The following is a 20,150-nucleotide window of genomic DNA, read 5'->3' as shown; positions in this document are numbered from 1 at the left end:
GGCACGCCGCGAGGGATACCAACAATGCCCCTTTCCGGCGCACAAAAGCGCGACTTTGAAAGGGACGACACTGCCCGGAAGATAAGTGATGGCGGCGGTTTCATGTGCCCGGGTGGTCGACTTTGACTGCCCGGCAGCCGCCTAAGCGGCGATCCAGCCAAGCGGATGCTGTTGGTGGAGGCAAACCAAAAGGACAAATCTGACTGGATCAACCCACCGCCAGGTACCTCTATTGCACAATTGAGTACCTCTACGGGCTACTTTTTTCTGCTGATTTGCAACGTATATTGCAAAATACATTCAATATCACCTCCATTCAATATTACCTCCGTATCCGGAGTGCAAAAGGTTGGCTTTCGCATCCGCCTCGATTGGTTTTCATCGCTTCGGTCTCGGGCCGCGATCGGGTGACCTGTCTCTATTGGGTGACGATCCGCGCAGTGTCCTTCTGGATGAGCTGGATGAACCTGGCATCGCCCTCCTGAATGGTGGGGATCTGCTGTCCGCGGCCGAGATCATCACGGAGCGACATCGCCAGGATCGGCTTCCGCGTGGGTACCTTTCGGCGGCGATCCGACGCCTTTCCTTTTTCGTGCCGATCGATCGCCGGGTGTTCGAAGCGGAAGTGCAGGCCCGGATAGACCGCGCCCTGATCGTCAGGACAGGGCTCGTCGAGCGGCTGGTGACATTCTGGACGAACCATTTCGTGGTCGAGACCGGCGCCAATGGCACTGTCCGGCGCACCGCCGCGGCATTCGAGCGGGAAGCCATTCGGCCTTTCGTACTTGGGCGATTCGAAGACATGCTTGTCGCCGTAACCCGACACCCGGCAATGCTTTCCTATTTCAACAGCGCGATTTCGGTCGGACCGAATTCGGTGATCGGGCGCCAGTCCGGACGCGGGTGCAATGAAAACCACGCGCGCGAGCTGCTCGAATTGCACACGGTGGGGGTCGAGGCCGGCTATTCGCAAGCAGATGTTACCGCGCTGTCGAAAGTGTTGACCGGCTGGAGCTACAGGGGCGCAAGCGGGGACGATGAGCTTGCCGATGACTATGGATGCTTTTGGTTCGTCGCGGATGCACATGAGCCTGGCGGCCAGCGGGTCATGGATGTCGACTATCCGCAAACCGGCGTGGATCAGGGCGAAGCGGTTCTGTCCACTCTCGCGGCCCATGAAGCAACAGCAAAGCGGATCGCTTGGAAGCTCGTCCGTCACTTCGTTGACGATCACCCCGCGCCCGACATTGCCGAAGAGATCACGGCAGTGTTCCTTGAGAGTGGCGGGGACCTAAAAGCGTGTGTTCGAACGCTGCTTCTCCACGACAAGGCGTGGGGGCCGGTGGTGAAGATCAAGAGCCCAGGTGAATTCCTGTGGTCGGCTCTCAGGGCTCTGGGTCTCGGCATCGATGTCGCACAGGTCGCACGCGTGTTGAGCGCCCTGGGTCAGCCATTGTGGAATCCACACGCCCCCAATGGTTTTCCCGATCACGCCGATAGCTGGCTGGCTGGCAATGCGATGACCGATCGTCTCGATTTCGCCGAAGAGCTGGCGGCGCGGGTCCGTATTGACCTGGACCCGCTGGCTGTCACCGATGCGGTATTGGGCAAGCGTTGTTCCACACGTACGCGGGAGCATATTGCCCGTGCCCCAACCAGATCGCAGGCACTGGCTTTGTTGCTCATGAGTCCGGAGTTCCAGCGGAGATGACGGCGATGCCGCCAACGGGTGTCCCAAGCGGCAGTTTCGTTGCCTGGTCGAGAATGCCACGCACGGTCTACGCTGCGCCGCGCGATCCACGCATGGTAGTCGTTGTCCTGCGCGGAGCTTTGGACGGTCTGGCCATTGTGCCACCCATCGGGGACCCGAATTATGCGCGCTTGCGGGGCGAGCTTGCGATTGGCGTGGCCGGCATCGGGCGTATCCTGTCGCTGGATGGATTTTTCGGTTTGCATGATGCGATGCGGACATTGCACGCACACTACGCGGCCGGCGACGCCCTGATCGTCCATGCCGTGGCCACGCCCTACAGGGATCGTTCCCATTTCGACGGCCAGGATGTCCTGGAAAGCGGCATGCCTGGGCCAAGAGACACAGCATCCGGCTGGCTCAATCGTGCGGTACTGGAACTTCCGGTTGGCGACCGAATAGAGGTCGCCCGTCCGGTCGGGCTGGCCATCAGTCCCACTGTTCCGCTGATTTTCCGTGGTGCCGCGCCCACATTGACGTGGACGCCGCCAAATTTCCAGTCAGCCTCTCCGGACACGCAAAGTCGTCTTATGGAGCTTTATGGCGAAACCGATCCGGCGCTGTTGCGTGCCTTCGTCGAAGGCCGCGAAATCGACAGTCTGTCAGGTCATGGCGACGTTCCCGTGCCGCGCACAAAGACGGCAGGGCCTTCCTTCCGCGAGGCGGCGAAGGGCGCGGCGAAACTGCTCGCGGCCGAGTCTGGGCCGCGAATTGCCGCACTCAGCTTTGACGGCTGGGACACGCACGCGAACGAGGGCGCCGGACACGGAAAGCTGGCAAGGCTGTTGGCGGCCTTGGATGACGCTTTGGAGGGGTTGGCCAGCGGCCTGAAGTCCGTCTGGCACGATACCGTGATCGTCGCCATCACCGAGTTCGGTCGCACGGCGCGGATCAACGGCAATGAGGGGACCGACCATGGTACCGCCACGACGGCCTTCCTGATGGGTGGCGCCGTCAAGGGCGGACGGATTGTGGCGGACTGGCCGGGACTCGGAGACTCCCAACTACATCAAGGCCGAGACCTTATGCCGACGACCGATCTTCGAGCGGTGCTGAAGGGCCTTTTGCGCGACCATCTCGGTATTTCGGAGTTCACCCTGTCGCAGCGTGTGTTCCCGTCCAGCATCGCCGTCAGGCCTTTGAACGGACTGATCGCGTAGCGCGCTCATCGCCCGCGTGAACCGGGTGTTCCGCGACAAGCCAGCCGGTCTCATTGTCGACTCCATCGGGGATCGCCGAAAAGCCCGGCTCGTCCGGGCTTTTTTGTTGCCGCCGACCTGCCCTCCCGGCTAGTCCCGAACAAACCACTTCAAACCTCGCGGCCGGTTCGCTAGGTTCGAAACCATGTCTCAATCCGCCACCGCCATCTTCGGCGCCCGCCGCGATCAGGCCTTCCCCACTCTGGCTGAGGCCGACATCGATCGCATGCGCCGGTTCGGCGAGGCCAGTGCCTATGCCGCCGGCGAGCACATCGTCACCGCCGGCGATGTGGCGCCCGGCCTGATCGTCGTCCTGTCGGGCAGGGTGGACATCACCCAGGATGGCGGGCTCGGTCGGCGCGAAACGATCGTCACCCACGGTCCGGGCAGCTTCGTCGGCGAACTGGCCCAGCTTTCGGCCCGGCCCTCGCTGGTGAATGCGCGGGCCGCCGAGCCGGTCGAGGCGTTCGTCATCCCCTCGCAGAGATTGCGCGACCTAATGGTGCAGGAGGCAAATCTTGGCGAGCGCATCATGCGGGCGCTGATCCTGCGCCGTGTCGGGTTGCTGGAAAGCGCCACCAGCGGGCCGATCATCATCGGCCCCGTCGACAATGGCGACGTGTTGCGGCTGCAGGGGTTCCTGGCCCGCAGCGGCCAGCCGCACCGCATGCTTGATTCCGATAGCGATCCCTGCGCGAAAACCCTGGTCGAGCGCTTCGACGTCGATCCTCATCATCTGCCGATCGTTTTATGTCCGAACGGCAGGCTGTTGCTCAACCCCGGCGAGAAGGATCTCGCCCGTTGCATCGGCCTGCTGCGGCCAATCGATGCTTCTAGGCTATATGACGTCGCCATCGTCGGCGCCTGGCCAGCGGGGCTGGCGGCCGCCGTCTATGCGGCTTCCGAAGGGCTGTCGACGATCGTGCTCGATTGCCGTGCCTTTGGCGGGCAGGCGGGCGCCTCCTCGCGCATCGAGAACTATCTCGGCTTCCCGACCGGTATTTCGGGAATGGCGCTGATGGCGCGCGCCTACAACCAGGCGCAGAAGTTCGGCGTCGAAATGGTGATACCGGACGAGGCGAAGCTGCTGAGCGCCGCGGCCGACGGCGCCCGTTACACGCTCGATGTCGGCGACGGCGAGAGCGTGCGGACGCGCACGGTGGTGATCGCCAGCGGCGCGCGCTATCGCCGGCTCGATGTCGCCAACCTGGCGCAATTCGAGGGAACCTCGGTGCACTACTGGGCCTCGCCGATCGAAGCACGGCTTTGTGGCGGCCAGGAAGTGGCATTGGTCGGCGCCGGCAATTCGGCGGGCCAAGCGGCGGTCTACCTGGCCAGCCATGTGCGCAAGGTGGCGCTGCTGGCGCGCGGCGGCAGCCTCGAGGCGAGCATGTCGCGCTATTTGGTCGAGCGCATCAAGGCGCAGCCGAACATCGAGATCCTGACCGGGACCGAGATCGAGGCGCTGGAAGGCAATGAGGGCAATCTTGCCAGCGTGCGTTGGCGCAACCGCGCGAGCGGCGTGCAGGCGACGCGCCCGATCCGCCATCTCTTCCTGTTCATCGGCGCCGACCCGAATACGGACTGGCTGGCGAACTGCAACGTGGCGCTGGACGCCAGGGGTTTCGTGCGCACCGGATCGGAGCTGGGATCGGCGCATGGCGTGATGGAGACGAGCCGCAGCGGGGTGTTCGCCATCGGCGACGTCCGCTCCGGCTCGGTCAAACGTGTCGCGGCGGCAGTCGGCGAGGGTGCCCAGGTGGTCGCGGCATTGCATGCATATCTCGCGCAAGACGGCGGCCACGCCACGCAGGGCAATTCCAGGAAAAGTGTGTGACGGTTTTCCCGGGAAAAGCGCGTAGCGCTTTCCCCTGGGGAATTGCGCAAAGGGAATAGTTGAGCCTGAACGGATCGGAGAGTGTGATGGCGGATGAATGCAGACATGCAGCCGGGATCAAGGACGTGACGCCGAGCGCGCTCGGCTGCGAGGAATGCCTGAAGAGTGGCTCGCAATGGGTGCATCTGCGGCTCTGCCGAACCTGCGGCCATGTCGGCTGCTGCGACGACTCGCCCAACCGTCACGCCACCAAGCATTTTCACGCCACCCACCACCCGATCATCGAGGGCTATGATCCGCCGGAAGGCTGGGGATGGTGCTATGTCGACGAGGTCTTTCTCGACCTCGGCGACCGCACCACGCCACAGAACGGCCCGATCCCGCGCTTCTATTGAGCAGCGCCAGCCGGATGGCGCACGGAGCCCAAGGAAAAGCCCGGTTCGTCCGGGCTTTTCCTTGTCTGACGCATCGTTGTCGTCCGGTGCCCGATTGTCAGCGAACTGACAGGTTTCCTGTTCCACTGTCCGGCAGATCACGATCACCGGAGCCCGATCCTGGGACGCTTTCTTCAGCGGAATCGTAACTGTGTCATCGAGTGCGCCCAAAAAGGGAACGCCGCCAGACAAAGCTTTGACATGATCGCGGCTAGTTTGGAATCATTCAAAACTGGAAGACTCGCATGAACCCCACCTACACAAGCGCGCAGAAAGCCATTCACTGGGCGGTGTTTCTGCTGGTCATTGGCCTTTACGGCTTGACCTACATGGAGGAGCTTTTTCCGCGCGGCGACCCCGGTCGTGCGCTCGTCTGGTGGCTTCATATTTCGTTTGGGCTGCTGCTGTTCGCGCTGGTCGTCATCCGCGTCGGCCTGCGGCTGGTGCTGGGAACGCCAGGACTGCCGACGGAAATGTCGGAGCTTGAACGATGGGCGGCAAAGATCGCGCATCTGCTGCTTTATGGGCTGCTCGTCGCCATTCCCGTCCTTGGCATCCTGCTGACGTGGTACAGGGGCGACGCCTTGAGCTTCTTTGGCCTTTTCACCATCCCGGCTCCGGTTACTCCCGACCGCGACACGGCTCGGTTCATCAGGGAACTGCACAGCCTCTGCGCCAATCTGATCCTCATCCTAGCCGGAGTGCACGCGGCGGCGGCCCTTTGGCATCATTTCATCCGCAAGGACGATGTGCTCAAGCGAATGCTGCGGAAGCCACGGGCTCCTGAACAACCTCAGGAAAGCGTGAACCGGTTTTCCGTCCGGAACCTTATGTAGACAGGGCTCTGGACCCCGGTCACCTCCTCGATCAGTCTCGCCGTTTAGGCGGCGGGGCGGCTTCCTGGTTCTCCACACTGTTGTCGTTTACCCGCAAGGCTTTGCCTCGGACCGTCTTTTTCTTGAGCGTGTCGCCGGTCTGCGTTTGCGGCGGGCGCTTCGGATTTTGCGCGGTGTTTTCGTTCACGTCGAGGGCTCTCGTCATCATATCCTCCGATTGCATGTCTGGAGCACAATGTCCGACGGTGCGTGGAGTTCCCCGGCAAACGGGGCGCTCCTTGCGGCCAGGCGTTGCAGCCGGCAGTTCAACTGTCATGCCGGCTTGCGCCGTCGCACGATCTTCCACTCTTGCCAGATCAGCACCATGACGGCCGCATCGAAGACGGTCAGGACGAGCAGGCCGAACGAATGGGTGTAGGAGTAGCGGTAGACTTGATAGACCATGAACAAGCCCAATGCCGCGAGCGATGCCGGATATGACCAGAGCTTGCCTCTTAGGAGGCCGACGACCAGGGCCAGCTTTATCAGGCCGTGGCTGAGCAGGTAGAAGGCGTAAAACTCCTTGCTGGCGATCGAAAAATGGCTTGCCATCTGCAACAGATGGCCCGCTATGAAATCGTTCGGATCTTCGATCAATTCCTCTTGGGTCAGAGCCCTGACCCAGGCGGCAATGGTGTCGGTGGAGATGACATAGAGCAGTATCCCACCGATGCATTCGATCAGGGCATGCGCGCCCTTGAGCCAGACGCCGACTTCAAAAATCTGATGGATGCGGTGTTCATCGACGGCCTTCAAAGATCCACCTCACGACCAATCGCGGAGACCGACGCCAAATGGATGCAGCTTTAACGCACTGGATAAACGCCGCGGCCGGTATCAGCCCTTTTCTTGATAAGGCAATGATCGGCGTCTCACAAATCGGCGTTCCCCTCATGGTGCTGGCCGTGGTCCTGCAACGGTGGGCGAAGGCCGACCGTTATCATGTTCGTCTCGCGGCGGTTCGGCCGGCCTGGCGTTTCTGCTGGGTCTTGCGGCCAACCAGTTCATTCTTCTCTTCGTGCATCGGATACGACCCTACGATGCTGGTGTGACGCATCTGTTGATTGCGCCCAGCGCCGCTGGTCGTTCCCGTCCGATCACGCGACAGCCGCCATTGCGATTGTCGCGGCCTTTGCGATGCAAGCTCTCCCGCGCCGGACGATCGCGCTTCTGGTCATGGCATTGCTGATCTGCTGGTCGAGGATCTACATCGGAACGCACTACCTGACCGACATTGTCGGTGGAGCCATCACCGGCGTCCTGGGCGCCATCATGGTGCGGCTGGCTTACCGGGAGAACTTCCCGCTGGACAGACTGGTGACCAGGATTCTTTAGATCGGCACGGTTCGAAGCCTCCTGGCAGACGTTCGCTGCCAGCTGCCGCGCGGTTTATCGCACCGACCCCGTGACAGTCGGGTCGAGCGCATTGGGAACGGATTTGCGTTCGTTGCCGGCAAGTGCCGCTATGATCAGCAGACTGGCAACGACCGGCACAAACAGGATCGCAACGCGGGCTTGCACATAGAAAATGGCGCGCCATTCGCTGCGCTTCTCGGGGCTGTTGCTCATCATACTCACTTTGTCTTGCCCCCCAGGGGCGTGACATAGCCGCCAACGGTTAAGCAACCCCTTCCGACTTTGTTAACCGGCGGAAAGTTGCGCCCGGCGTCAGCCCAGCCCAATGCGCCTGGCGCCTTGCCGGAAGCGGGCCGCGGCATCTGGCTCGAAGCGGAAAGTGTCGATGAAATCGTCGCTTGAGTAGTGCGGCAATGTCTTGCGGATGGCGGCGGCAAAGCCTCGTGCCTCGTCGAGCCGGCCCGCCAGCGCCAGGCAATGCGCGGCGATCGCCAGGATGATGGTGTGCGCGTTTGGCCGCGCCGCCGCCTTCAGCGCCCATTCGGCCGCCTCCTCGAACTGGCCGAGCCGGACATGCGCCATGGCCCGCGCCCCCAGCATGCCGAACAGCAGCGGGTCGAAGGGGCTGAGATGGCGCGAATGGTCGGATGAGCCGATTGCCGCGCGCGGGTCGCCCGACTGCGAGTGTACGAAGGACAGTGCATAGTGGCCAAGCGCGAAATTGGGGCTGAGGTCCACCGCCCGTTCCAGTTCGAACAGCGAGCCGTCCTGTTCGCCACGCAGCCACAGCGCCCGGCCCATCGCCCAGTGCGCGGCCGGATTGTGGTCGTCGAGCAGCAGGCTGTGGCCGGCGCTCTCGAAGGCGAGCGCACTTTCCCGGTCGCGGTCGCCCCAGCGCTGGAAGGCGTTCTGCCAGTGGGTGAAGGACAGCCCGGCATAGGCGCGGGCGAAGGTCGGGTCGAGCCGCAAGGCCATGTCAAAGAAATGCCGCGCCTGCTCGTTCTCGGTCTGGGTGAAGCGGTACATGTGCCAGAGGCCCCGATGGTAGGCTTCCCAGGCGTTGAGCGAGTTGGGCGCCTTCAGCATCGCGCGGTTGCGTTCGACCGTTTCGATCTCGGCCGAGATCGATGAGACGATGCTGTCGCAGATATCGTCGAGCACGGCGAAGATGTCGTCGGGCCGGCGCTCGAACGTCTCGGCCCAGACGATCCTGGCCGACCGCACCTCGATGAGTTCGACACTGACAATGAGCCGGCCTGTCGGGCCACGCACCGTACCCGTGGCGACATAGTCGACATTCAGCCTGCGGCCGGCATCCTCCGGGGCGATATTCTTCTCGGCCAGCGCAAACACCGATCCGCGCGCGATGACAAAGAAATCCCTGAGCTTGGCAAGCCGGGTGATGATGTCGTGGGTGAGGCCGTCGGCGAGCCCGCCGCCGGTGCCGTCGCTGATTTCCTCGACAAACGGCATCACCGCCAGCGAAGCATGGTTTGGTTCCACCGGGCCAGCATCCAGGGGCGTGGCCACCGGACGTGGTCCCGCGGGTACCAGGGCCTGCGGCGTCGGAGGCGACGCAGCCGGCGGCCTGTCGCGGATTGCCCGCCAGGCCGCGTTGACTGCTGCGAAATCGAGCTCCTCCGACTGGAACAGCCGCGCCGCCGCCGCCAGATGCTGCTCGGCCGCGCCGATCTCGCCGCGCCCGGCCAGTCCGGCCAGCAGCGTCGCATGCGCACGCCCGTCGAAGGGCGCCAGTTCCACCCACCTTTGCAGATGGCCGATCGCCTCGTCGCAGCCCGGAGGCAGGCTGCCGGCAAGCTGTTCCAGCACCGCCGCGTGGCACGAACCGAAGCGGCGGCGCTGCGCGATCAGCCAGCTGCTGAAATGCGGGTTGCGCTCGAGCTCCAGCCCGTCGAGAAAATCTCCCGTGAACAATCTGGCCAGCACACGCAAGCGCTCCACCTCGAGCGTGCCGAACCCTTGCGCGGCGGCGCTGGCAACCTCGAGCGCGTCGACAACACAATCGCTCAGGTCAAGCGCCACCGTGTCGCCTTGCGTGGAGACCCGGCGCCGGCCCGGCTCATCGAGCGCGCCGCGCAGTTTGCTGAGGCACCAGCGCAACTCGCCACGTGGGTCGTTGGGCACGTCCCATAGAAGCTCGCACAAACGGCCGCGGCCGACCGGGTGCGGCGCCAGCGCCAGATAGGCAAGGAGCGCGCGCAGTTTGCGTGACGCGGGCAAGACCACCGGAACGCCGTTGCGTGAGATCGTCAGCGGACCGAGCATACGAACCGACAGGCCGGCCGTTTCGCCGTCCAGTCTCGATCGGGTTGATTCCACGTAAATTTCCACGCCTGCTCCCACGCTGGCCTGTCGGCTTCTCCTGTATCACCGAACGCGACAAGGCGGATCCGGCAGCGAACTTCCGCGCCGGATGCCGCCATTGCCGCAGTGCCGGCAAGTCAGTCCTATCGCGGCAAGGTCTCGAAACCTCGCCGCCCAACTCGCCGGTTTGTAACCGGCCTGTGATCACAAACACGACGATCGAGGAGATCAAAGATGTTGCAGCAACGGAAAATCAGGACCACGGCCGGCCGCGGCCGTCTCTTCGACAGCATTCTCGACACCGTCGGCGACACGCCGGCGATCCGCATCAACAATCTCGGGCCGGCCCATGCGACGATTTATGTGAAGGCTGAGTTCTTCAATCCCGGCGCATCGGTGAAGGATCGGCTGGCGCTCAACATCATCGAGGAGGGCGAGCGCAGCGGCGCGCTCAAGCCGGGCCAGACCGTGGTCGAGGCGACCAGCGGCAACACCGGCATCGGGCTGGCCATGGTCTGCGCGCAGAAAGGCTATCCGCTGGTCGTCACCATGGCCGACAGTTTTTCCGTCGAGCGCCGCAAGCTGATGCGCATGCTGGGCGCCAAGGTGGTGCTGACGCCGCGCGCCGAAAAAGGCTTCGGCATGTACAAGAAGGCGGTGGAACTGGCTGAGGCCAATGGCTGGTTCCTCGCCCGCCAGTTCGAGACGGCGGCCAATGCCGCCATCCACGAGGCGACCACGGCGCGCGAGATCATCAATGATTTCGCCGGCTCGCGGCTAGACTGTTTCGTCACCGGCTATGGCACCGGTGGCACCGTCGTCGGCGTGGCGCGCGTGCTGCGCCGCGAGCGGCCGGAGACCCGCATCGTGCTCTCCGAGCCGGCCAACGCGCAGCTTGTCGGCAGCGGCAAGGCGCAGCAGCGCGGTGCCGATGGCGCCCCGGCCGCCAGCCACCCTGCCTTCGAGCCGCATCCTGTCCAGGGCTGGACGCCGGATTTCATCCCCAACGTGCTGCAGGAAGCCATCGACACCAGCCTCTATGACGAGGTGATGCCGATCGCCGGGCCCGAAGGCATCAAATGGGCCAAGGCGCTGGCGCGCCAGGAAGGCATCTTCACCGGCATCTCCGGCGGCGCCACCTTCGCGGTGGCGCGGCAGGTCGCGGATAAAGCGCCGGCCGGCGCGGTGATCCTGTGCATGCTGCCCGACACCGGCGAGCGCTACATGTCGACGCCGCTGTTCGACGGCATCGAGGCCGAGATGGATGCCGACGAGATGGCGCTGTCGCGCTCGACGCCGGGCTGCCAGTTCCCGGCGGCTTGACGGGAGACCGAAGCATGGACGCCGTGCAGGAAGCCTCTGGCATGCTGGCCGAGGAAACGCTTGATCCCTCCGACTGGGCCGATGTTCAGGCCCTGTCGCACCGGGTCATCGATGATGCCGTCGCTTATCTGAGCGATGTGCGCGACCGCCCGGTCTGGCGGGAGATGCCGGCGGATGTGCGAGAGTTCTTCGCGACGCCCCTGCCGCGATCGCCGGCGTCCCTTGCCGCCGTCTATGGCGAGGTCTCCCGCACCGTGATGTCCTATCCGATGGGCAACATCCATCCGCGCTTCTGGGCCTGGTATATGGGGTCGAGCAACTTCACCGGCGCGCTTGGCGATTTCCTGGCGGCGGTCCAGGGCTCCAATCTCGGCGGCGGCAACCACGCCGCCGGGCTGATGGACGGCCAGGTGGTCAACTGGTGCAAGCAGATGCTGGGCTTTCCCGCTTCGGCCGGCGGCACGCTGGTCAGCGGCGGCTCGATGGCCAACATCATCGGGCTGACGGTGGCGCGCAACACCAAGGCCGGTATCGACGTGCGCGAGCACGGCGTTGGCGCCATCGAAAAGCCATTGCGCTTCTATGGCTCGGACCAGATCCATTCCTGCCATCGCAAGGCGATGGAAGCGCTCGGCCTCGGCAACCGGGCGCTGCGCCGCATTGCGACCGACGCCAGCCTGCGCATTGACATCGCCGCCTTGCGGGCGGCGATTGCCGAGGACCGCGCGGCCGGGTTCAAGCCGGCCTGTGTCATCGGCAATGCCGGCACGGTGAACACCGGGGCGATCGACGACCTGCGGACGCTTGCCAAACTGGCGCACGAGGAAGACCTCTGGTTCCATGTCGACGGCTGCATCGGCGCGCTGATCGCCATCGCGCCACGGAACGCCTATCGCGTTGCCGGCATCGAATGGGCCGATTCGGTCGCGCTCGACCCGCACAAATGGCTGCATGCGCCGTTCGAGGTCGGCTGCGCCCTGGTCAGGGATGCGGTCGCGCACCGCAAGACCTTCGCGGTGACGCCGGAATATCTGGAATCGATGCCGCGTGGCCTCGCCTCCGGCGAATGGCTGCACGACTACGGTTTGCAGACGACGCGCGGGTTTCGCGCGCTCAAGGTGTGGATGGCGCTGAAGGAGCATGGCGTTGACAAGTTCGGCAGCCTGATCGACCAGAACATCGCGCAAGCGGGCTATCTCGCCGGGTTGATCGAGGCCGAGCCGCTGCTGCAACTGGTCGCGCCGCCAACCATCAACATCGTCTGCTTCCGCTATCAGCCCGGCCTTGCCGGCGAGGCGCTGAAGGCGCTCAACACCGAGATCATGCTGCGGCTGCAGGAACAGGGCATCGCCGCACTGTCGGACACCACGGTGCATGGCGAACACTGCCTGCGCGTGGCGATCAACAACCATCGCACCCGGCGAGAGGATCTCGACCTCCTGATGCGTGAAACGGTGCGGCTGGGGCGGGAAATTACGGCGGAGAGCTCCACGTCTTCCTAGTTCGCGGCAGGCATGCGATTCTGCCGCGATGATTCGGGAGGTCCGATCGTGACGCTCTTTCGCATGGCCGCGCTCGCGGCACTTGTCTTCACCACATCGGCCGGGGCCGCCGACATGGCCTTCTTCATCAAGAACCTGCGTGAGGAAGCGGTTGCGGTGGAGCTGTTCAGCCACGACCGCGAAACGGTCTGGCCGGGCAACGACCAGGTGTTCCTGATCGATCCGGGCTCGCAGAAATCGGTGCCGCTGTCCTGCAATCAGGGCGAGCACATCTGCTACGGCGCCTGGGTCAACGGCGACGACAGCATCTCCGCCGGTGTCGGGCCGGACAATGACCAGCCCTGCGACACTTGCTGCTTCATCTGCGTGGAACATACCACCGAGACGATCGACCTGGTGCCATGAGGCGTCGGACCCAAATTTAGTCGGGGGTCAGCCCGCATGGCCTACTTCCGCGATTCAATGCGGCATGCGATGGTCGCCGCACGGCCGGGTGGGCCGTTTCTTTCCTGGGGGTTGTCATGTTTTATGCTTATGCGCGCCGCACGGTGCTCGCGCTCTCTCTTGCCGCGCTGTTCGCGCCGGCGGCGCATGCCGCCGATATTACCTTCGCCATCAAGAACAGCCACCCCAATGCCATGCGGGTCGAGCTCTACAGCCAGGACCGTGACTATGTCTGGCCGGGCGACGGCAAGGATTTCTATTTCGACGATGGCGAGACCAAGCAGATCCCGGTCTCCTGCAACGAGGGCGAGTCGATCTGCTACGGCGCCTGGGTCGATGGCGACGAAGAGACCTATTGGGGCGTCGGTCCCGGCAACAAGGAAAAATGCGACGACTGCTGCTACACTTGCAGCGGCGGCGAGACCGAGGAAATTGAATTGACCCCGTGAATCGGACTAGCTTGCGGGAGCCGGTCCGGCGTGACAGGAAGCCCTGGCGGGGCCAGCAGGAGCGCGGCGATGGCAGGCATGGTCGAAAGCGACAAGATCGACGTCGGATTTTCCGGCAAACGCTGCATCCATTCGCGCAATTGCGTGCTTGGCGATCCGCACGTCTTCATACCCAACGCGCCGGGGCAGTGGATCCACCCCGACGCGGCCAGCGTCGAAAAGGTGGTGGCGATCGCCGAGAGCTGTCCTTCCGGCGCCATCACCTACGTCAGAAAGGACGGCGGGCCGCAGGAACAGCCGCCGGTGGTCAACACCGTGCGGCTGCGGGAAAACGGCCCGCTGGCTGTCCATGCCGAGATCGTGCTCGACGGCGAGACCTTTTATCGCGCCACGCTCTGCCGCTGCGGCGCTTCGGAAAACAAGCCGTTCTGCGACGGCAACCACACCAAATCAGGTTTTGCCGCCACCGGCGAGCCGCCGCTCAAGGACACGCCGGCGCTGGAGGCGAGGAATGGCCCGCTGAAAGTGACGCCGACCACCAACGGCCCGCTCAAGCTCGAGGGCAATGTCGAGATCGTCACCGGTACCGGTCACACCATCGACCACACGCAACGCACCTTCCTCTGCCGCTGCGGCCATTCGGCCAACAAGCCATTTTGCGACGGCACGCACAAAAAGATCGGCTTCGTGGCATGAAAGGCCGTTCGCCAGCGTTAGTGTAGGATGAGGGTTCGCGCTCAGGAGGAAATTCGTCATGCGCACCATGCTTGTTCTTGCCCTGCTTGCCTTTGCCATGCCCGCCTACGCCGCCAATCACGCGGTCCAGATCAAGGGCATGAAATTCAACCCCTCCAAAATCTCGGTCGCCGTCGGCGACACCATCACCTTCACCAATGCCGACTCGATGACGCACACCGCCACCGCGCTCGACGGCTCCTTCGACACCGGCCATCTCGCCACCGGCAAGAGCGCCAAGGTCAAGATATCGGCCGCCGGCGCGCACCCATTCCATTGTGCGATCCACAGCTCGATGAAGGGCACCGTCACCGCGAAATAGAGCGGCATCCTCGCGGGGCTTGGTCTTCCGCCATACAGAGAACACCTGATCTTCCCAACACAGGAGATCAGGTCCTCATCACGGTCATCGCGTGTTGGCCCAGCGCTCGCCGCTTTATCGGCAGGCCGCTATCGGCTAAGGGCGGGGAGCAAAAAGCCTCGCCCGTCCGGATCCGCCAAAAGAATGACCGCCAAGACCAAGCCAAAGCCGCTGTTCCTCGGGATCGACACCGGTGGCACCTACACCGATGCCGTGCTGTGGTCCGAGACGGAGGGCCCGCAGCAGGGGCCGAACAAGGGCAAGGTGCTGGCCAAGGCCAAGGCGCTGACCACGCGGCATGACCTGGCCGTCGGCATTTCCGGCGCCGTCGACGCGGTGCTGCGGAAGGCCGGCTCCGATCCGGCAGCCATCAAGCTGGTCTCGATGTCGACGACGCTTGCCACCAACGCGCTGGTCGAGGGCCAGGGCGGCCGCGTCGCGCTGGTGATGATCGGTTTTTCCGAGGCCGACCTCGCCCGCGACGGGCTGAAGGCCGCGCTTGGCACCGACCCGGTGGTGTTCTGCCCCGGCGGCCACGATGTCCACGGCAATGCCGCCCAGCTCGATCTGTCCGGACTGGAGGCCGCCTTGCCGGAACTCGGCGCCTCGGTGTCCGGCTTTGCCGTCTGCGCCTATTTCGCCACCCGCAACCCGGCGCACGAGATTGCCGCCCGCGACCTGATCCGCGAAAGGACGGGCCTGCCGGTCACCGCCAGCCACGAACTGTCGGCCAAGCTCGGTGGCCCGCGCCGGGCGCTGACGACGCTGCTCAACGCCAGGCTGATCTCGATGATCGACCGGCTGGTGGCGGCGACCGAAGGCTTTTTGGAAGCACGCAAGATCGTGGCGCCCCTGATGGTGGTGCGCGGCGACGGCGCGCTGGTTTCGGCCGCCTTCGCCCGCCAGCGGCCGATCGAGACGATCCTGTCCGGCCCGGCCGCCAGCCTGGTCGGCGCCCACCACATGACCGGGCTCGACAATGCCGTTGTCTCCGACATCGGCGGCACCACCACCGACGTCGCCGTGCTCGACAACGGCCGCCCGCGGCTTGATCCGGAAGGCGCCACGGTCGGCGGCTTCCGCACCATGGTCGAGGCGGTCGCCATGCGCACTTACGGCCTCGGCGGCGATTCCGAAGTGGCGCTGGAGGATGGCGCGCTCAACCCGAAGATCCTGCTTGGACCGCGCCGCCTGGTGCCGCTGGCGCTGGCCGGCATGGCGCATGGCGTCGCCGTCACGGCGGAACTCGAACGGCAGCTGCGGGCACCCAATCCGGGCCGCATGGACGGCCGCTTCGCGGTGCGCACCGGCGTGCCGGACCGGCTTGCCGCCGGGCTGACCGGCGCCGAGGCCAGGCTCTATGAGACGATCGGTGCGGTGCCGGTCGCCATCGACAAGCTTTTGATGTCGAACGCGCAGAACGCGACGCTCAACCGGCTGGTGTCGCGCGGACTGGTGCATGTCGCCGGCTTCACGCCGTCGGATGCCGCTCATGTGCTGGGCAAGCAGGCGAACTGGGATCCGGTCGCCGCTCGGCTGGGCGCCGAGCTGTTCGCGCGCAAGCGCGACGGCCGTGGCCAGCCTATCGCCGCCTCGCCCGAAGCAGTCTCGGAGCGCGTACTGGTGACGCTGACGCGTTGGTCGGCCGAATACATCCTCGAAACCGCCTTTACCGAGGATGGGCTCGATGGCGCGGCGACGGTGGCACACGCGCTGGTGCAGCGCGCCGTCGATGCGCATCCCGGCATCGCCCGCCTCAGCGTCGCGCTCGACCGTCCGGTCATCGGCCTTGGCGCCTCGGCGCCGCTGCATTATGCCGGCCTGCCACCGTTGGTCGGCAATGACTGCGTGGTGCCGGAAGATACCGATGTCGCCAATGCGCTCGGCGCCGTCGTCGGTCAGGTGCGGGTGTCGGCCGAGGCGCGGGTCAGCCAGCCCAAGGAGGGGCTGTTCCGTCTTGCCTCGGGTGAAACCGTGCGCGATTTCCTCGACGAAGCCATGGCGATCGCGGCGGCCGAGGCCGATGTCCGCGCCATCGTCGCCCAGCGGGCGAGGGAAGCCGGCACCGACAGCGCCGAGATCGACGTCACGACCGAATTCCGTGTCTCGACCGTCGAAGCCCAGCGCATGTTCATCGAGGCGCATGTCGTGGCGGTGGCCTCGGGAAGGCCGCGCATCGCGGTTTAGATTCAGGTGAGGCCGGCCTGCAAATGGCGGCCTCCTGCGCTTCCGGTGCTCACCTACCCAAAAGTACGCTCCGCTCCGGTTCTCGGACACCACCATTTTCGGCTCGGCCTGACCTGAAATCCCCCGCCTTCGTCATCCTAGGGCGGAGCAGGAGCGAAGCGACGTCGCGGAGACCCTAGGGTCCATGCCGTGACGTTGGACGTGGAATGCAATGGTTCAGAATGGCATGCGCAAACAGCACCGAGGACGAAGAACACCCGGTACTTCGAACGAGCTCAAAATGCTCACCTTCACCCTAAGCTGAATTGACCCTGCACCCCTGACATGCCAAAGGCCCGCGAAGCCTTTCGTCTGGAGAAGCCTTATGACCGATCGCATCGAGATCGCCGGATTGCGGATTGCCCGCGAGCTGCATGATTTTGTGGCTAACGAGGCGTCGCCCGGCACCGGCATCGCGGCGGACGCGTTCTGGAGCGGCTTCTCGGTCATCGTCCATGACCTCGCCCCGAAAAACCGGGCGCTGCTGGCAAAGCGCGACGCCATGCAGGAGAAGCTCGACGGCTGGTATCGCGACCATGGCGCGCCCGTCGACATGGAGGCCTACAAGGCTTTCCTGAAAGAGATCGGCTATCTCGTCCCCGAGGGACCGGCCTTCAGCGTCACTACCGAAAATGTCGACCCGGAAATCGCCGTGGTCGCCGGGCCACAGCTGGTCGTACCGGTGATGAATGCCCGCTACGCCCTCAATGCCGCCAATGCGCGCTGGGGTTCTCTCTATGACGCGCTCTACGGCACCGACGCCATTCCCGAGACGGATGGCGCCGAAAAGGGCAAGAGCTTCAATCCGGCGCGCGGCGCCAGGGTCGTCTCCTGGACGAAGACTTTTCTCGATGAGGCCGCCCCGCTCACCTTGGGCAAATGGGCCGGCGTCAACGGCCTTTCGGTGGCGCATGGCGCCTTGCGGCTGAGCGCCGGTGCCGGCTCCACGACATTGGCCGACCCCAGACAATTCGTCGGCTATCGCGGCGACGCCTCCAACCCCGACGCCGTGCTGCTGGTGAAAAATGGGCTGCACATCGAGATATCGATCGACCGCAACAACCAGATCGGCCGCACCGATCCGGCCGGGATCGCCGACGTCATCCTGGAATCGGCGCTGACCACCATCCAGGACTGCGAGGATTCGGTCGCGGCGGTGGATGCGCAGGACAAGGTCGTCGTCTACCGCAACTGGCTTGGCCTGATGAAGGGCGACCTGGCCGAGGAGATCAGCAAAGGCGGCCGCACGTTCACCCGCAAGCTCAACCCCGACCGGTCCTACACCGCGCCCGCCGGCGGCACGCTGACGGTACACGGCCGCTCGCTGATGCTGGTCAGGAATGTCGGCCACCTGATGACCAACCCGGCGATAACAGACCGCGACGGCAACGAGGTCCCGGAAGGCATCATGGATGCGGCGATGACGGCGCTGATCGCGCTGCACGATGTCGGGTCCAATGGCCGCCGCGCCAATTCCCGCGCCGGCTCGATGTATGTCGTGAAACCCAAGATGCACGGGCCGGAGGAAGTCGCCTTCGCCGTCGAGATCTTCGATCGTGTCGAAGCGCTGCTCGGCATGGCCAGGAATACCATCAAGATGGGCATCATGGACGAGGAGCGGCGCACCACGATCAACCTCAAGGAGGCGATCCGCGCCGCACGCGAGCGCGTGGTGTTCATCAACACCGGCTTCCTCGACCGCACCGGCGACGAGATCCACACCTCGATGGAAGCCGGCCCGATGATCCGCAAGGGCGACATGAAGCAGGCCGCCTGGATTTCCGCCTACGAGGCCTGGAACGTCGACACCGGCCTCGAATGCGGGCTGGCCGGCCACGCCCAGATCGGCAAGGGCATGTGGGCGATGCCCGATTTGATGGCGGCGATGCTGGTCGAGAAGATCGCCCATCCCAAGGCCGGCGCCAACACCGCCTGGGTGCCGTCGCCGACGGCGGCGACACTGCACGCCACGCACTACCACAAGGTCGATGTCCACGCCGTGCAGGCAGCGCTGAAGAACCGGCCCAAGGCCAGGCTCGACGACATCTTGTCGGTGCCGGTCGCGGTGCGGCCGAACTGGAGCGAGGCCGACATCCAGAAGGAACTCGACAACAACGCGCAAGGCATCCTCGGCTATGTCGTGCGCTGGATCGACCAGGGCGTCGGCTGCTCCAAAGTGCCGGATATCAACGATGTCGGCCTGATGGAAGACCGCGCCACGCTGCGCATCTCCTCGCAGCACATCGCCAACTGGCTGCATCACGGCGTGTGCAGCAAGGATCAGGTGATGGCGACGATGAAGCGCATGGCCGCGATCGTCGATCGCCAGAACGAGGGCGATCGGCTCTATCGGCCGATGGCCGCGGATTTCGACAAGTCGATCGCCTTCCTCGCCGCCTGCGACCTGGTCTTCAAGGGCCGCGTCCAGCCCAACGGCTACACCGAGCCGGTGCTGCACGCGCGGAGGCTGGAGCTGAAGGCGAAAGCATCGGCCTGATCCGAAGGTCCGGAAAGCACCGTGGAGATGCCAAGGGCCAACATCGCTTATTTATTCAACAAAGTGACTGTTTTGGCACAGGCTTTTCTAACCGTTAGGCTATATTAGTTTCAACAGTGGCGATGGCGGTTCGGATCGAGGGGGGCAGCAATGCGTCTTATTTCAGGGATATTTTTTGCTACGGCCATGAGCGTAAGCGGCGCCTATGCCGCAGACATGGTCGAGCCAGTGGCCGCCATGGATCTTCCGTATTCCTGGACGGGTTTTTATGTCGGCGCAAACGCTGGCGGCGCATTCGGCAAGATCGACGGTGACTTTATTGGTATTCCCGGATCAGCTGACATCAGGAATTTCACCGGCGGCGCTTTGGTTGGCGCCAACTATCAATACGGTCAGTGGGTTCTTGGCGTTGAAGGCGATATCAATTATCTAGGATTCAAGAAAGAATTCTCGCCTGGCCTGGGCGGCGGCGGGCTCGGTGCCGAAGCGAGGCTGGATGCTTTCGGAACCATTCGTGGCCGTGTGGGCTACGCTTTTGATCGTTGGCTTCCATATGTCACAGCCGGCGTTGCAATGGGCGACGTAAAGATTGATGAGCATGTCTTCAGCGCTGCCGAGAGCAAGTTCCAGACAGGATATGCGGTTGGCGGCGGCATTGAGTATGCCTTCAATAGCAATTGGACCGCGCGCGCTGAATATCTCTACGTTGACCTTGGAAAGAAAGATTTTGGGTTCGCGCCGGGCACGCCTTATGACGTGAAGACGAACTTCAGCGTCGTTCGCGCGGCCGTTGCCTATAAGTTCTGACCCTCCGCAAAGCTACGCCAGCCCTTGATA

At 64.1% G+C, this 20,150-nt stretch carries 20 protein-coding genes; 16 read left to right on the top strand and 4 right to left on the bottom strand.

Going from position 1 to position 20,150, the window contains the following annotated elements; genetic code table 11:
- Positions 1-349: 349 nt before the first annotated feature.
- From AC56QP_RS18200 to AC56QP_RS18180, 5 genes are all read left to right on the top strand, one after another.
- Positions 350-1,711 (top strand): DUF1800 domain-containing protein, encoded by a 1,362-nt coding sequence (locus AC56QP_RS18200; protein WP_489858687.1) that lies wholly within the window; start codon positions 350-352, stop codon positions 1,709-1,711.
- A 92-nt stretch (positions 1,712-1,803) separates the two neighbouring features.
- Positions 1,804-2,910 (top strand): DUF1501 domain-containing protein, encoded by a 1,107-nt coding sequence (locus AC56QP_RS18195; RefSeq protein WP_489858688.1) that lies wholly within the window; start codon positions 1,804-1,806, stop codon positions 2,908-2,910.
- Positions 2,911-3,094: 184 nt separating this feature from the next.
- Complete coding sequence (locus AC56QP_RS18190) at positions 3,095-4,786, top strand: FAD-dependent oxidoreductase (RefSeq protein ID WP_489858689.1); 1,692 nt, start codon at positions 3,095-3,097, stop codon at positions 4,784-4,786.
- An 86-nt stretch (positions 4,787-4,872) separates the two neighbouring features.
- The gene (locus tag AC56QP_RS18185; protein ID WP_489858690.1) at positions 4,873-5,181 is read left to right on the top strand and encodes a UBP-type zinc finger domain-containing protein; all 309 of its coding nucleotides are present in this window, start codon (positions 4,873-4,875) and stop codon (positions 5,179-5,181) included.
- Positions 5,182-5,465: 284 nt separating this feature from the next.
- Positions 5,466-6,056 carry a cytochrome b gene (locus AC56QP_RS18180; RefSeq protein ID WP_489858691.1) on the top strand — a complete coding sequence of 197 codons (591 nt, stop codon included), beginning with the start codon at positions 5,466-5,468 and terminating at the stop codon, positions 6,054-6,056.
- Between the two features lie 31 nt (positions 6,057-6,087).
- On the opposite strand, the gene AC56QP_RS18175 is transcribed toward AC56QP_RS18180, so the two are convergent.
- The gene (locus tag AC56QP_RS18175) at positions 6,088-6,261 is read right to left on the bottom strand and encodes a hypothetical protein (protein ID WP_489858692.1); all 174 of its coding nucleotides are present in this window, start codon (positions 6,259-6,261) and stop codon (positions 6,088-6,090) included.
- Positions 6,262-6,368: 107 nt separating this feature from the next.
- Positions 6,369-6,851, bottom strand: coding sequence for a DUF2127 domain-containing protein (locus AC56QP_RS18170; RefSeq protein WP_489858693.1), 483 nt, complete (start codon positions 6,849-6,851; stop codon positions 6,369-6,371).
- A gap of 38 nt (positions 6,852-6,889) precedes the next feature.
- Between AC56QP_RS18170 and AC56QP_RS18165 the strand changes: the two genes are divergently transcribed.
- Both AC56QP_RS18165 and AC56QP_RS18160 read left to right on the top strand, forming a co-directional pair.
- Entirely contained in the window at positions 6,890-7,147 is a 258-nt protein-coding gene (locus AC56QP_RS18165; protein WP_489863706.1) for a hypothetical protein, read from the top strand.
- On the top strand, positions 7,038-7,430 hold the full coding sequence (locus AC56QP_RS18160) for a phosphatase PAP2 family protein (protein ID WP_489858694.1): 393 nt from the start codon (positions 7,038-7,040) through the stop codon (positions 7,428-7,430). Before AC56QP_RS18165 ends, AC56QP_RS18160 begins: the two co-directional genes overlap by 110 nt.
- Positions 7,431-7,484: 54 nt before the next feature.
- Here the strand turns inward: AC56QP_RS18160 and AC56QP_RS18155 are convergent, their stop codons facing one another.
- Positions 7,485-7,664: a hypothetical protein gene (locus AC56QP_RS18155; RefSeq protein WP_256754189.1), complete on the bottom strand. Its 180-nt coding sequence runs from the start codon at positions 7,662-7,664 to the stop codon at positions 7,485-7,487.
- Positions 7,665-7,763: 99 nt separating this feature from the next.
- Entirely contained in the window at positions 7,764-9,737 is a 1,974-nt protein-coding gene (locus AC56QP_RS18150) for a transcriptional regulator (RefSeq protein WP_489863569.1), read from the bottom strand.
- Positions 9,738-10,010: 273 nt separating this feature from the next.
- Here AC56QP_RS18150 and AC56QP_RS18145 point away from each other — a divergent pair, with 273 nt between their 5' ends.
- The 9 genes from AC56QP_RS18145 (at position 10,011) to AC56QP_RS18105 (ending at position 20,120) form a co-directional block, all read left to right on the top strand.
- Complete coding sequence (locus tag AC56QP_RS18145; protein WP_489858695.1) at positions 10,011-11,099, top strand: PLP-dependent cysteine synthase family protein; 1,089 nt, start codon at positions 10,011-10,013, stop codon at positions 11,097-11,099.
- Between the two features lie 14 nt (positions 11,100-11,113).
- A complete protein-coding gene (locus AC56QP_RS18140) occupies positions 11,114-12,601 on the top strand; it encodes a pyridoxal phosphate-dependent decarboxylase family protein (RefSeq protein ID WP_489858696.1) in 1,488 nt (495 codons plus the stop codon).
- Between the two features lie 48 nt (positions 12,602-12,649).
- Positions 12,650-13,006, top strand: a complete 357-nt coding sequence (locus tag AC56QP_RS18135) for a hypothetical protein (RefSeq protein WP_489858697.1) — start codon at positions 12,650-12,652, stop codon at positions 13,004-13,006.
- A 116-nt stretch (positions 13,007-13,122) separates the two neighbouring features.
- Positions 13,123-13,494, top strand: a complete 372-nt coding sequence (locus tag AC56QP_RS18130) for a hypothetical protein (RefSeq protein WP_489858698.1) — start codon at positions 13,123-13,125, stop codon at positions 13,492-13,494.
- Positions 13,495-13,563: 69 nt separating this feature from the next.
- Positions 13,564-14,190, top strand: a complete 627-nt coding sequence (locus AC56QP_RS18125; protein WP_489858699.1) for a CDGSH iron-sulfur domain-containing protein — start codon at positions 13,564-13,566, stop codon at positions 14,188-14,190.
- A 58-nt stretch (positions 14,191-14,248) separates the two neighbouring features.
- Complete coding sequence (locus AC56QP_RS18120) at positions 14,249-14,551, top strand: cupredoxin domain-containing protein (RefSeq protein ID WP_489858700.1); 303 nt, start codon at positions 14,249-14,251, stop codon at positions 14,549-14,551.
- Between the two features lie 183 nt (positions 14,552-14,734).
- A complete protein-coding gene (locus AC56QP_RS18115) occupies positions 14,735-16,777 on the top strand; it encodes a hydantoinase/oxoprolinase N-terminal domain-containing protein (RefSeq protein WP_489858701.1) in 2,043 nt (680 codons plus the stop codon).
- 364 nt (positions 16,778-17,141) lie between these two features.
- On the top strand, positions 17,142-19,313 hold the full coding sequence (locus AC56QP_RS18110) for a malate synthase G (protein ID WP_489858702.1): 2,172 nt from the start codon (positions 17,142-17,144) through the stop codon (positions 19,311-19,313).
- 150 nt (positions 19,314-19,463) lie between these two features.
- A complete protein-coding gene (locus tag AC56QP_RS18105; protein ID WP_489858703.1) occupies positions 19,464-20,120 on the top strand; it encodes an outer membrane protein in 657 nt (218 codons plus the stop codon).
- Positions 20,121-20,150 lie beyond the last annotated feature (30 nt).

The sequence above is a fragment of the Mesorhizobium sp. RCAM 05104 genome, from assembly GCF_059683645.1.
This window is presented reverse-complemented; position numbering and strand designations above follow the sequence as displayed.

Excerpts from the sequence above, each read along its gene's own strand:
- AC56QP_RS18140 (WP_489858696.1), top strand. The coding sequence starts at position 11,114 with ATGGACGCCGTGCAGGAAGCCTCTGGCATGCTGGCCGAGGAAACGCTT.
- AC56QP_RS18105 (WP_489858703.1), top strand. The coding sequence starts at position 19,464 with ATGCGTCTTATTTCAGGGATATTTTTTGCTACGGCCATGAGCGTAAGC.
- AC56QP_RS18195 (WP_489858688.1), top strand. The coding sequence starts at position 1,804 with ATGGTAGTCGTTGTCCTGCGCGGAGCTTTGGACGGTCTGGCCATTGTG.
- AC56QP_RS18115 (WP_489858701.1), top strand. The coding sequence starts at position 14,735 with ATGACCGCCAAGACCAAGCCAAAGCCGCTGTTCCTCGGGATCGACACC.
- AC56QP_RS18190 (WP_489858689.1), top strand. The coding sequence starts at position 3,095 with ATGTCTCAATCCGCCACCGCCATCTTCGGCGCCCGCCGCGATCAGGCC.
- AC56QP_RS18165 (WP_489863706.1), top strand. The coding sequence starts at position 6,890 with ATGGATGCAGCTTTAACGCACTGGATAAACGCCGCGGCCGGTATCAGC.
- AC56QP_RS18160 (WP_489858694.1), top strand. The coding sequence starts at position 7,038 with ATGTTCGTCTCGCGGCGGTTCGGCCGGCCTGGCGTTTCTGCTGGGTCT.
- AC56QP_RS18180 (WP_489858691.1), top strand. The coding sequence starts at position 5,466 with ATGAACCCCACCTACACAAGCGCGCAGAAAGCCATTCACTGGGCGGTG.
- AC56QP_RS18125 (WP_489858699.1), top strand. The coding sequence starts at position 13,564 with ATGGCAGGCATGGTCGAAAGCGACAAGATCGACGTCGGATTTTCCGGC.
- AC56QP_RS18130 (WP_489858698.1), top strand. The coding sequence starts at position 13,123 with ATGTTTTATGCTTATGCGCGCCGCACGGTGCTCGCGCTCTCTCTTGCC.
- AC56QP_RS18145 (WP_489858695.1), top strand. The coding sequence starts at position 10,011 with ATGTTGCAGCAACGGAAAATCAGGACCACGGCCGGCCGCGGCCGTCTC.
- AC56QP_RS18185 (WP_489858690.1), top strand. The coding sequence starts at position 4,873 with ATGGCGGATGAATGCAGACATGCAGCCGGGATCAAGGACGTGACGCCG.
- AC56QP_RS18110 (WP_489858702.1), top strand. The coding sequence starts at position 17,142 with ATGACCGATCGCATCGAGATCGCCGGATTGCGGATTGCCCGCGAGCTG.
- AC56QP_RS18155 (WP_256754189.1), bottom strand. The coding sequence starts at position 7,664 with ATGAGCAACAGCCCCGAGAAGCGCAGCGAATGGCGCGCCATTTTCTAT.
- AC56QP_RS18150 (WP_489863569.1), bottom strand. The coding sequence starts at position 9,737 with ATGCTCGGTCCGCTGACGATCTCACGCAACGGCGTTCCGGTGGTCTTG.
- AC56QP_RS18175 (WP_489858692.1), bottom strand. The coding sequence starts at position 6,261 with ATGACGAGAGCCCTCGACGTGAACGAAAACACCGCGCAAAATCCGAAG.
- AC56QP_RS18120 (WP_489858700.1), top strand. The coding sequence starts at position 14,249 with ATGCGCACCATGCTTGTTCTTGCCCTGCTTGCCTTTGCCATGCCCGCC.